The 11165-nt window shown below is 50.5% G+C and carries 15 protein-coding genes and 1 pseudogene; 9 read left to right on the top strand and 7 right to left on the bottom strand.

Translation table 11 applies throughout. From position 1 onward, the window contains the following. Positions 1 to 371 precede the first annotated feature (371 nt). The 4 genes from BLW01_RS03355 (at position 372) to BLW01_RS03340 (ending at position 2114) form a co-directional block, all read left to right on the top strand. On the top strand, positions 372 to 767 hold the full coding sequence (locus tag BLW01_RS03355; protein ID WP_092568052.1) for a hypothetical protein: 396 nt from the start codon (positions 372 to 374) through the stop codon (positions 765 to 767). Positions 768 to 898: 131 nt separating this feature from the next. Next, on the top strand, positions 899 to 1210 hold the full coding sequence (locus BLW01_RS03350; RefSeq protein WP_092568051.1) for a type II toxin-antitoxin system RelE/ParE family toxin: 312 nt from the start codon (positions 899 to 901) through the stop codon (positions 1208 to 1210). Beyond that, the gene (locus BLW01_RS03345) at positions 1203 to 1490 is read left to right on the top strand and encodes a helix-turn-helix domain-containing protein (protein WP_091641542.1); all 288 of its coding nucleotides are present in this window, start codon (positions 1203 to 1205) and stop codon (positions 1488 to 1490) included. Before BLW01_RS03350 ends, BLW01_RS03345 begins: the two co-directional genes overlap by 8 nt. 72 nt (positions 1491 to 1562) lie before the next feature. After that, a complete protein-coding gene (locus BLW01_RS03340) occupies positions 1563 to 2114 on the top strand; it encodes a GNAT family N-acetyltransferase (protein ID WP_092568050.1) in 552 nt (183 codons plus the stop codon). A gap of 301 nt (positions 2115 to 2415) precedes the next feature. Here the strand turns inward: BLW01_RS03340 and BLW01_RS03335 are convergent, their stop codons facing one another. Next, positions 2416 to 3150: an SDR family NAD(P)-dependent oxidoreductase gene (locus tag BLW01_RS03335; RefSeq protein ID WP_092568049.1), complete on the bottom strand. Its 735-nt coding sequence runs from the start codon at positions 3148 to 3150 to the stop codon at positions 2416 to 2418. A 94-nt stretch (positions 3151 to 3244) separates the two neighbouring features. Here BLW01_RS03335 and BLW01_RS03330 point away from each other — a divergent pair, with 94 nt between their 5' ends. After that, positions 3245 to 3610, top strand: a complete 366-nt coding sequence (locus BLW01_RS03330) for a winged helix-turn-helix transcriptional regulator (RefSeq protein ID WP_092568048.1) — start codon at positions 3245 to 3247, stop codon at positions 3608 to 3610. Positions 3611 to 3871: 261 nt separating this feature from the next. Here the strand turns inward: BLW01_RS03330 and BLW01_RS03325 are convergent, their stop codons facing one another. Together BLW01_RS03325 and BLW01_RS03320 are read right to left on the bottom strand one after the other, a co-directional pair. Then, on the bottom strand, positions 3872 to 4168 hold the full coding sequence (locus BLW01_RS03325; RefSeq protein WP_092568047.1) for a type II toxin-antitoxin system RelE/ParE family toxin: 297 nt from the start codon (positions 4166 to 4168) through the stop codon (positions 3872 to 3874). After that, a complete protein-coding gene (locus tag BLW01_RS03320; RefSeq protein WP_092568046.1) occupies positions 4168 to 4407 on the bottom strand; it encodes a type II toxin-antitoxin system ParD family antitoxin in 240 nt (79 codons plus the stop codon). The genes BLW01_RS03325 and BLW01_RS03320 overlap by 1 nt, the downstream gene beginning before the upstream one ends. 8 nt (positions 4408 to 4415) lie before the next feature. On the opposite strand from BLW01_RS03320, the gene BLW01_RS18945 reads away from it, so the two are divergent. Then, a complete protein-coding gene (locus BLW01_RS18945) occupies positions 4416 to 4586 on the top strand; it encodes a hypothetical protein (RefSeq protein WP_139243905.1) in 171 nt (56 codons plus the stop codon). Positions 4587 to 4597: 11 nt separating this feature from the next. On the opposite strand, the gene BLW01_RS03315 is transcribed toward BLW01_RS18945, so the two are convergent. Continuing rightward, positions 4598 to 5470 (bottom strand): AEC family transporter, encoded by an 873-nt coding sequence (locus tag BLW01_RS03315; protein ID WP_092568045.1) that lies wholly within the window; start codon positions 5468 to 5470, stop codon positions 4598 to 4600. Continuing rightward, positions 5470 to 6918, bottom strand: coding sequence for an FAD/NAD(P)-binding protein (locus BLW01_RS03310; RefSeq protein WP_092568044.1), 1449 nt, complete (start codon positions 6916 to 6918; stop codon positions 5470 to 5472). The genes BLW01_RS03315 and BLW01_RS03310 overlap by 1 nt, the downstream gene beginning before the upstream one ends. Before the next feature lie 1033 nt (positions 6919 to 7951). Here BLW01_RS03310 and BLW01_RS03305 point away from each other — a divergent pair. The 3 genes from BLW01_RS03305 (at position 7952) to BLW01_RS03295 (ending at position 9730) form a co-directional block, all read left to right on the top strand. Next, entirely contained in the window at positions 7952 to 8680 is a 729-nt protein-coding gene (locus BLW01_RS03305) for an AbiU2 domain-containing protein (protein WP_092568043.1), read from the top strand. A 94-nt stretch (positions 8681 to 8774) separates the two neighbouring features. Beyond that, the gene (locus tag BLW01_RS03300) at positions 8775 to 9104 is read left to right on the top strand and encodes a hypothetical protein (protein ID WP_092568042.1); all 330 of its coding nucleotides are present in this window, start codon (positions 8775 to 8777) and stop codon (positions 9102 to 9104) included. Positions 9105 to 9181: 77 nt separating this feature from the next. Then, the gene (locus tag BLW01_RS03295) at positions 9182 to 9730 is read left to right on the top strand and encodes a hypothetical protein (protein ID WP_092568041.1); all 549 of its coding nucleotides are present in this window, start codon (positions 9182 to 9184) and stop codon (positions 9728 to 9730) included. Between the two features lie 614 nt (positions 9731 to 10344). Here the strand turns inward: BLW01_RS03295 and BLW01_RS03290 are convergent. Together BLW01_RS03290 and BLW01_RS03285 are read right to left on the bottom strand one after the other, a co-directional pair. After that, positions 10345 to 10579, bottom strand: a pseudogene (locus BLW01_RS03290) (ATP-binding domain-containing protein); the annotation flags it as partial. A gap of 30 nt (positions 10580 to 10609) precedes the next feature. After that, on the bottom strand, positions 10610 to 11152 hold the full coding sequence (locus BLW01_RS03285) for a hypothetical protein (RefSeq protein WP_092568040.1): 543 nt from the start codon (positions 11150 to 11152) through the stop codon (positions 10610 to 10612). Positions 11153 to 11165: the final 13 nt, after the last annotated feature.

The following is an 11165-nucleotide window of genomic DNA, read 5'->3' as shown; positions in this document are numbered from 1 at the left end:
CTAGACAACCACAGGACCCAACGTTATCGAACATGACCTGACGCTCTATTCACACAACGGACTCGACGAGTCGGCCCGCTTGCGGGTCGTGGCAACGCTCGTCCTGATGTTGGATTTTGACCAATAGACGCGCTAGGTTGGGTTAAATTGGGTTCGGAAAGGGGTGAAAACATGGCCAATCTCACGGCCCAAACGCGACATCAAAGGCCTGTACCCTCGCGACCGGATGCCCCAGGGCACGCTTCGGTCAATACAATACCCTATAGAAGCTGTGGTATCGCAGCCTGATGGGCGGCTTAGTCCAACAGGCATTTATCCGCCATGCTCTGCACGGCGAAGAAATGCTGAACAGTTAGTTGTTTGGAGAGTTAATGGATTCATTGGAACAAAACCACGAAGAATGGGAGCGAATTCGCGCCAGGGGTGACTCCCTCGCGAACGCAGTGTTTTTGATAGCCGGTGGTGCCCTGTTAGTTTCAATAAGTGTCATGGTTTCCGCTAAGAAATCAGGCGTAGTGCCGGAAGCTGCCTCCAGCATTGCTACGACAGGTTGGTATTGCCTGCTGGCTGCAATCATTCTGTTCGTGACGCTGAAGATCCATATGGTTGGCCAGGCTTTTCTGCTTCACGTAAAAACTGAGGTAGCCGACAAGAACAACCCACTACTCAATGGGCTCGGTTGGCTTTGGGGTATCGGTGGGTTCGCAACGTTTGTATACGGTTTGGTGCAACTGGTTCGAGCTGCTTCCATCGTCATCAGCAACTAACCAGTCATTCAAGTTCGTTCCCGGCCTGGCGGTTGTCCACCGGACGCCCTAGTCGGGCGACGCTTAATATTGGCGTTACACCTCACTGATCCGGCCTTGACGGTTGTACGGCAACGCCGTATATTTTGGCGATGCTATTCATCGAAACCTCAACGTTCACCAAGCTATTGCCGAACTACCTCACGGATGAGGAATACCGCGGGCTTCAAACCTACCTTTTGCAGAAGCCGGATGCCGGAGATTGGATCAAGGGATCGGGTGGTGTTCGCAAGGTTCGATGGGCACCAGCGGATTCGGGAAAGAGCGGTGGCATCAGAGCAATTTATTACTGGAAGAAGTCTGACCACGAGATATGGATGCTCACGCTGTACAGTAAATCAGAGCGCGCCAGCATTCCTGGCCATACGCTCAAGCAGATAGCGGAGGCAATCAAAAATGGGTGACAGGAACCTTGGGGCAGAGATTCTTGACGGTATCAATGAAATCAAGCAGTTCAAGAAGGGTAAATTGGCTCTACGAACGCATGAGCTGTCAGAACCTTCACCGCCCAAAGAGATCAGGCTGAAATTACACATGTCGCAGTCAGCATTTGCCGGACTTATGGGCGTGAGTGTGCGAACCCTTCAGGATTGGGAACAGGGTCGGCGCGAGCCGCAGGGTCCTGCGGTTGCGCTTCTGCGCATTGCTGAGCAACACCCGGAAGTTTTTAGTCAGCTTCACTGACCAAAGTGAGGTGTAACCAGGCCATGCACCGGATGCCAAAACCTCTGCTTCGCGCCGGTTTTGTCACCGGTGATGGCGGGCGTTAAGCTTCCAGATATGATCGCTGCTTCAAAAAGGCTAGGACTACGGCATCACAGGCCCGAGGATATCGCCTCAATCTTCGAAAGCTATACTGGCGACCTTGAATCAGCAAAATACCTTGCGAGGCTGCCACACATTGATATCGAGCAAACTGAACGAATGCTCCGGAAGCTTTCAACCTCACAGAGTCTGGCGCTAACTGGCAAGTGTATATGGGTGATAGAGGCAATCACAGATGGTACCGCTGTAGGGCTGATAACCGTTACCAGGGGTGATGAGTCAATGGCTGTTCATTTCGGTATCGGAGTACCATACAGAGGTCGAGGGTACGCAGCAGAAGCATTGGAACTTGCTGCAAAGCACCTGCTTTCGGCAGGTCAGGCAACAAGCATCAGCTCTTTCACGGACGTAGAGAACGTCGCCGCTCAAGCGGCCCTGGTTAAAGCGGGGTTCGTGTTCACTGAAAGAGCCAATGACTTTTACCAGGCTCCGCAGCTGAATGGAGGATACAGAGGTGTTTTCCTCTACCAGTTCAGGGCTTAACAAAGGCAAGTACCCGAGCCATTTTTGCTTCGGCTTCGCCTACACAAAAATGGCCGGGTGTTGCCGGCATTAAATTTCCGGAGAACACCTGAAAGTGGCAAACAGTAATACGCTGCCTAAACGATCTCTCTTTCCGTCGGGAACAGAGCTTCATATATCAACTGGCCGGCGTAACCCTTTGCTCATTGGTAGCGCCCAAGAGCTGTTCTGGTGATTGGCTCTCTGGTTTGATGTTTGAAGAATAATTGAGACAGGAAAACGTTACCCTGTCCCAATTATCCCCCCGTTCCCCGGTTAACCTCTAAACCTGTGCGTAGCCCCCGTCAACGAACACTTCGCTCCCCGTCATAAAGGTGCTGTCGTCGGATGCCAGGAACGCTACCGCGCCCGCGGTTTCCTTGGGATCGCCCAGACGCTCAAGCGGTACGGTCCGTTTCATCTCGCTCAGGGCTTCGGATGGCAGCAGTTCCATCAGCTTGTCTGTTTGGGTCGGGCCTGGAGACATGACGTTCACGCGAATGCCTGTGCCCCTGAGATCATGGGCCCAACTGCGCACCAGGTTTCGGACGGCCGCCTTGGAGGCGCTGTAGATGCTCATCGCCGGGGTGCCCATGCTGCCTACCGTGGACCCGGTGAGGATGATGGAGCCGCCGTTCTTCATCAGGGGCAGGGCCTTCTGGACGGTGAAGAGGGTGCCTTTGACGTTGATGTCGAAGATGTAGTCGTAGTGCGCCTCGGTGATCTGTCCCAGGCCGGCGAATTCGCCGACGCCCGCGTTGGCCACCAGGACGTCCAGGTGGCCTTTTTCTTTCTGGATCGTTTCGAAGACGCGATCGAGATCCTGCGGCTTCGTCACATCCGCCTGGACGCTCCGGGCGTTGGCTCCCAGTGCCTCAGCCGCGTTGTCGAGGACGTCCCGGCGCCGCCCGGTAATGAAGACGAAGGCACCTTCTTCGATAAGGCGTCGGGCCGAGGCCAGGCCGATGCCGCTGGCTCCGCCTGTGATCAATGCGATTTTACCGTGTAGCCGACTCATGGTTGGGTCTCCGTATGTGTTGACTCGATACGCTTTCACGATATATAAGCCACTTACAAATGTTCAAGTATGCACCTTTTGGTAAGTGCCTGTTATGGCGAAAGAAAACTCAGAAACCCCACGTTTCATTTGCGGTCTGCATGCGACGCTGCATGTGATCTCCGGGAAGTGGAAGCCTTTGATTTTGTTCTTTTTAAACAAGGGGCCGACGCGTTACGGCGAGCTCAAGCGAAGCGTCCGGGGCGTGAGCGACAAAATGCTGATCCAGCAGTTGAAGGAGCTGGAGTCCGACGGCATCGTCCGGCGAACCGACCATGGGGAGATACCGCTGCGCGTCGACTACTCGCTGACGCCCTTCGGGACGAGTCTGGTGCGGGCCATGGAGCCGCTTTGCGGCTGGGGCGAAGAGCACGAAGAGGACATTGCCGCGGCGATGGACCGCCGGAAAACCAGCCGGTAGGAAGCGAAGCCGTGTGTCGGTTGGTGGACAGACACCCAATCATGCCATCCGGCGAGTCCTCCGGGTAAACCCGCACATTCAGTATTCTGGTTCGTGGCGCCATGGGTCCTGTTGGTGCAAAGTAGTATCAGGGAGTCGGCATTCGGTATCGGGTGCTAAAACAGAACAACGGGTGAACGGGCCCTTAACCAGGCGGTCAACCGGACACCATATCCCTTGCGGGCTGCTCCGCTTCGGTGCCGGTCACCGCTAGTTTATGCCCTAACGTAGATGCCCCTCAGGCAACATGCGTTTGTGTAGGATACGGATAATTTCAACAACGCCTTCCGTGGCTGGACGATAAAATATTATGTGTCTTCCCTGAGGGTACTGTCGGTAGCCTGGGCTTATCTCATCGCAGGCTTGCCCCAGGTCAGGGTTTTCACCCAAGAGGTGGAAGCATTGGTCGAACTGAAGAATGTAGTGGTTTCGCTGCTCCCGACCCCATTTACGCTCCGTGTATAGTGCAATAGATTTGAGGTCAGCTTTAGCCTTCCTGGAAAGCTTGACATTCGGCATCAGCGCCCTTCGTTGTCCAGTTCACGAATAAACGCGTCATAGTCGTAGTCTTCAAAACCACTATCCTCGCCTTCCTTGAGCAGTTTGCGAAGTGTGATCAGGCGGGTTTCGGACTCTTCAAGCAGGCGCAATCCTGCACGAACGACCTCGCTGGTTGAGCTGTATCGGCCATTTTGGAGCTGTTCTGCAATGAACGCATCAAAATGTTGGCCTAGCGTGATGCTGGTGTTCTTTTGCATGGCGCCACCTGATTAATACCAATAATTGGTATTATTTTGGTCCTGATGGCATTGCAATGCAATCCACGCCTGTTCACCCACTGATTCTCAACCCGCTCACCGTGACGACGCGTGTTGCATTGCATCCTGAAGAATCCCGCGGTCACCCTCCACAGATGTTTGTATGTGACCACTCATGAGGATGATAGGTTCATAACGTCAGCAAAGCTGAGGCGTATAGAAAGAGCAGGGCCAACGAAATCAGGGTGCCACTGGCAATCATCGACGCCGAATGGCCGGTACCACGATAGTATGTCTCCAGTACCACAATATTCGCTGCTGGCGGCAGCAGGGGGAGGATAAACAGCACAGGGGCATTCTCTATCACCACCTCTATCCTTAAGATATTAGCGATCAGTACGAACAAGCAAACGATGATCCCTCCAGAGACAAGCCGCATGAATGCCAATGGTATCGATGTCTTGATACTGGCTGTCGTGATACGTGAACTGTAGAGCCAGATGCCCAAGATACACATGCCGACGATTGACATTAAGTGTTTGGCCAAATCATAACCAATCTTTAATTCGGGAGATCCTGCCAGGTCTAGTGGCAAAATTCGCAAAACTACACCAGCAACCACCGCCAATACCGGGGGAGAGGTCAGGGTCTTGTTCATCATGACCCGCCAGTTACCGTGTTCCTGCATGGCCGCAACACAGGCAATGTTGCCGAAGATTGAGCTGCCGATATAAGCTGCAATGATGACTCGACTAGCCATGTCTCCGAAGATGGCAACTGCCAAAGGTAAACCCAACCACCCAACGTTGAGATAGCTGAAAGACAATGCAGTCAATTTGTTTCGCGAAAATGTATAACTAATAGAAAATAGCAGGATGCAAAATACGATGCTTAATGCGGCAAAAATAACCATCCCTTCCCGGTATGTTATAAGGTTGTAGGCAATAACGTAGGGGATGAGGATTTTCATAAGGAGTCTGGAAAGTCCGCTCCTAATATCGGGAAGGAACTTTCCAATAACAAGCCCGATAATCATATAGATAAATGGCAAGAATATCGACATTAATCGCATGCCTCCTTATAAGATTTCATGCGTAACTTAATGGCAAATAAATGCGCTAGTTTGGAGGCGCAACTGGCATTAAACCAAAAAGCATTGGTCGAAAAAAGTTCACCCTTAACCAGCGGTCCGAGGCAATAAATTCCAGTTTTACCTATATCATTCAAGACAGCGTAGGTAAGGTTATCGATACGCAATCCGCCGCAAGGGTGAGGCTGACACAGTCCCTTGGCCAGCATATTTTGTAGCAATAGTGATCGTGTTGCTCTGATGCTGAAGGAACCACCCGTGCCATCAATCAGTACGTTGCTACGTACCATTGTATTTTTGGTTTCGAGAATGTAGTGCCCGTCTCGCCATTTGATTGACGATACGGGACAATGGATATGGAGTCGGCCACAACGGGTATATTCGTTGAGCTCACGAATGACTTCGGCAGGTATTGGATGGCGCCAGCAAGACCAAAATGCACCAAAGTTATACTGGAAATCAAGTTTCTCATTATCCCCCAGCTTTTTCCAGATCTTGTGAGCATAGTAACGTGTTGAACAGAGAGTATCCTGAAACGGCAAGTCTCCTTGGTCTGCTCGACCCAAAAGATAGTCCCAATATCCACACACATTACCCTGATTGAGAAGTTCGCTGGCACGAAAGACTTCCGGGCTGCGCATCCTTCCGATCTCCATGCGAAGTAGTTTGATGACACTTGGCAGTCGTTCGCCGCGCTCATGTTGGTTCAAGGCTTTTTTCAGTTTTTGCCAAGTGAAGTGCTCAGGTGAATATTCAATTGATCGAGAAATGACCGTGGGTACCAACCCATTCCGCGAGAACAAGTGAATGCTCCGACAACCAGCGTTAGCGAGAGATTTGACGCAATCCACAGCAGTCAGCCCTGTTCCAGCTACGAGAGCGGTTTCCGGCGTTCCTAACCGAGGGATGGCTTTGGGAGGGATGGCATGATAGCCATCATTGGTACTGAATGTTGGAGCTGTTAGTGATCCTAGCGTTAATACAGTTTTCTTGGCATTAACTACTTGGCCATTATTTAATGTGACCCTTTGAGCCCCTTGAGCGAAATCGATATCGGAGGCTAAGCTGTGATATTCAGAAATTTTAATTTTGTCGTCACCATGCATTGAATGGTAGATATGCCTAAGATAATCCGCATAGGTTAGTCGGGGAGGGTATCTTTCAAAGTTTTGGTTGTGTTTTCGCAACCAGGAAGAAAAGCCGTTCGGATCTTCTGGGTCGATTCCCATTAACTCTGGTGGAGTATTAACTTTATGAAGACTTTCCGCCTGTCCAAAAGCCAGTCCTGAGGAAAAACTCTCTTTAGGGGAAATAATGGCGACCTTGACAATCTTTATGTCTTGTTCGTGAATATGCGAATGTAACTGGTAAAGGAAACTGACTCCAGTTGCTCCAAATCCGATGATAGCAATGTCATGCATGTTTCATTCCCTTGAAGGCTAAAGTGCAAACGTATAATGCGACTGCAGGAGGACACTAAGATGAATTATATCATCTTACTTTATAAGATATTCCCTATATCTTATGTAAGAGATTTGCCATGGTCATTTGACTGACTCTAAGTGCCGTTATTAGTACCTCGCCCGGTTACCTTTCGGAGGTGTTCCCTGACGGATGCGAAGTCATTGTGCACGGTCCCGGTACCCTTGAAAGAATGCTATCCGATGCCTAGGACAAAGACGAACTGATCGTCTGACACGAATGTTACTGCTCATCCTCGATCGTGTGGGCGTTTGAACAAACCTTGACGACACTCCGTTGCCCTGCGTCTTGCAGAATTGTCAACAGCAGTGGAGGAGATCCGCACACCCATTTGAGGCAACCGGCAGTAGCAAGGTGGTGTGGATAAATTCCGAGCCCCGGGATTTGCGGACCGATATGGTGTAGAGGGTTTCCACCGCTTGCAGGCGGCTGGGCAGTACCCATGTGATGGGCTTGCTCTGGTCGCCGCTGGGGAAGGCGACGCGCAGTACGCTTCGGATCGGCTCAATTTTCCGCAAACCTGCCGGATGACATGGAGTTGATATCTCTCGCTACATTCCGTTGATCCAGCGCATGGCATAGGCCAGGAAAAAGTACTAACCTTTCTTAACATAAGACATATAAATGCACAGATCGTATGCAAGGGATTGCCATGCCCATGGTCACCTCAGCCTCCCGTATTGCAACGCACCTGCACGGTGTCACGACGGCTCTCCGTGAACACGTTCAGAACGAACGCTTCATCCCCGACGATGTTTTGGCGCTATTGCGAGGGCCATAAGCAAGTCTGTGTGGCGAAAGCCGACATGCGGGGACAGGGAGCCGGCAAAATGATCGGTGTTATCTATACTTAATAATTAGATATTTCAGTGAGTTAGGGGGAGATTGCGTGCAGAATAACATTGTTGAACGCGCCAGCGCGTTCAAGTTGATAAATGAGCTGGATAATTAACACCTGTTAGGGCATCCCCAATGACTATCAGTCAGCAGAAGAAAAAGATTGAGCATTTGGCAGAAGCCATTGTCGGAAAGTACTTCATGGCTGACCAAGAAAGGGCTCTGATGGAGCCTATTGTGTCTGATGAATCAATCATTAAGCACTGGGATAATAGCCTTGCTGCCCACGGGCTAGAAGCACTGAGGATGTCGCTCTATATGAGCGTGCTATCGGCCATGAACTCCCTCTTATTCGATAACTATGCCAAAACAGCAAGCCTGTATAACGTGTGTAAGATGCTTGAAGATGAGCGATTAGTGGGGCTTCTGAGAGAAGCTTACTGCAAGCCTTTAGAAATCAATCATCTAAATGATGATCTAGACGAAGAAGCTAAACGCGTGATTGAGACTAGTATTAATGCCGAGCACAGAGAGCTGGCTTCCGACGACTTTGATCAACGGCTAAAAGCCGTCCGTGAAGGCTATGAGCGGTTATGTAAGAGCAGCCTCGCTGAACGTGTCCAGAATGCGAGAGACAGAATGGTCGCTCACTATCAGGTTACCTCCTTGGAAGGCGAGAGGCGTCTTTATAATCCAGCTGATTTTGGTCTCAAGTGGGGAGATGCGTCTGAGATTATGGCTCAAGCCAAAGTTATCATCTTCGATGTTCCCCTGATTGTTAGTGGCCGCTGGTATTGTGTTGACGATTACGTATTGGGCCACAAGGATATCGCTGCTCAGTTTTGGAATCGTGCCAGTGATTGACCACCAATGCCCTAACCAGTGGCTGTTGTCGGAAGCGCCTACGCTGGCGCTCCGGCACGCCGCAAAGCCAGGGCGTTAGATATAAGGGGGAGATATGGCTCTGCCAAATTACAAGGAAATCATAGAACTCGTTAAAGTCGGCTCAACCATCGAAGCCCAAGAGAAAATTATGCAGCTAAGGCAGTCTGCTTTGGATCTGCAAGAAGAGAATATTGAACTTCGAACTAAAATCACCGATTTAGAAGCTAAGCTACGCGAGGCTGAGTCCGAAGACGGCGATCCATGCCCTCGCTGTCGGAAGCGAACGTACTATGTCGAAAGTAGCGAGCCAGATAGGATCTTCGGCGACCTGGGTGGCATGCGTCGCGTTTACAAATGCTCAGAGTGCGGTTTTACTGAGTCTGGAATCAGCAGCGATAGTTAATCTAACGAATCGCTGCAGTTGACCGCCCAAAGTGCTGCCGCGCTTCGGTCGGCAACTGAGCTTCGGTGTTATGTGCTATGAAGAGTTTCACCCTAGATTCAAACTGTATTATCGACCTGGAAGAGAATCGTCCAGCAACAGCCCACCTGGAGGAGATCAAGCGCTTTTGGCACTCTGGGGTGATAGAACTTGCTGTGGTCTCTGTCAGCGCATCGGAAAATCAGCCCACCGGCCAAGCTTCGCGAGACTATGCTGAGTTTGAAGCCAAGCTGGAACGAGCAGGACTTACAGGCGCTCGTGAGCTATACCCAATTGGCATTTGGGATCTCGGCTATTGGAATCACATGCTCTGGTCAGGAGAAGAATTAGAAAGGCAAGTATACGGAATCAAAGATATTCTTTTTCCAAGCATTCAGCATGAGCCTCCGACTGAGCCAGCGGCTAATAGCAAATGGCGTAACCAAATGTGCGATGTTCTTGTGGCATGGGCTCACGGATTCCACAAAACAGATTACCTTATTACACGCGATAAGAATTTCCACAAAAAGGCACAGAACCTTGTGCAGTATGGCATTCGTAACATTGTCACTCCTGAAGAAGCACTGAAACTTGCTAAATGCACATAACAAGGCCAGGCACGGCGACGGCTACCCGATTGCGGCTTCTCCTCTTTTCCGTAGACGTGCATGCTGGCTGGCGTTATGCCGCAGAAGAACCAGAGTGTCGTGACCGTCTGCTATACTGCCAAGAGCAGTACCCGCCTGAAAATCTCAATGCCAAGTGGCCGTTTCTGACCGATCACGGCCATTCATGGTTAGGAAAATGTGATTGAAATGTGTCGTGCTAAGGAAATATATCCGTGGGGTTAAGAGCTGAAGATGAAGGTTAGGATAATCCTCATATTTGATAAGAAAGTGCTCATTCTCTCAATAATTGTCGCAGCAGTAATCGGCATATTGGTTGCTTTTTTTCGACTACTTTAATTCCGGGATTCGCTGATCTAAGTCCGCTGATAAAGGGAGCCATAATCGGTGCATTTTCTGGTCCCGTCTATCCGTTGTTGGTCCGAAAGATCCGGGGTTAAATTGGCCCACGATTGTCACGCTTTTTCCGTTGCGCCTACGGTTCCGTTACAAAGCCGTGATTACTGCGGGCGTATGACGCGAGCTCTCCGTACGCCCACTTCTGGTCCCTCTCCTCTGTACCTGTGGTCGATCTCCTGTACCCAATCCACACATGTTCACTCACTAATTCCCAATCCACTCACCCTGACGACGCTTCGTTGCACGGCGTCCTGCAGTATCCCGCGCCCACTCTCCACCAGCGTCAACCAGTGCCGAGCCCGGGTGATGCCGGTGTAGATCAATTCACGAGTGTATCGGGTTGGGGGCATCCGGCAGTAGCAGGGCGGTTTAGATAAATTCCGAGCCTTGGGCTTTGTGCACGGTCATGTCGTAAACAGTTTCTACCGCTTGCTGGTGTTGGCATCCTGAATAGAGCGGTGCTCATGGGGAGTGAAACACGCCCTTAGCGCCATCTCTCCATACGATTTTGGCGATCTCAGGCTTGCCAGTAATCATAAGGTTAACCATCATGCCTCCCGCCTTAAGTAATTCTTCAGCTTCAGGTTTGATAACATCAAATGGGTCGCCGGAGATATTAGAAAACTGAAATATTGCATCTAAAGACATTTGTGCTATTGGGCTGCAATCAGATAGTTCATCAGATAATTCAATCGCCTCATCCAGTTCGCCACCTTGGCTAAGAAAGAGTTGCTTTCCATAACCTGCCGTCATGTAGCGTGTCCTGTAAATTCCTAGAACAAAGTCACGAATCTCGCTATCTGATGCTCGCCCAGCCAAGCACTCACTGTGCATCCAACCCAGAGTCTTGATTATTTCCAGCTCGCGAAAGTCGTCCAAAGTTTTTCCATATGCTTCATCCATGCTTAAAGGTTTGTTTCCAGCAATTCCCGCTGTATCTTCTTCGCTTCGCTTAGCAGAACCTCCAGAGAACAGTTTTTTCATTCGATCAATAAAGTCCGGCATACATGCCTCCAAT

It is taken from the genome of Aidingimonas halophila, assembly GCF_900106955.1.
In the GTDB taxonomy this organism is placed as follows: Bacteria; Pseudomonadota; Gammaproteobacteria; order Pseudomonadales; family Halomonadaceae; genus Aidingimonas; species Aidingimonas halophila.
Note: the sequence above shows the minus strand (reverse complement) of the source record. Positions and strands in the feature narration are given on the sequence as shown.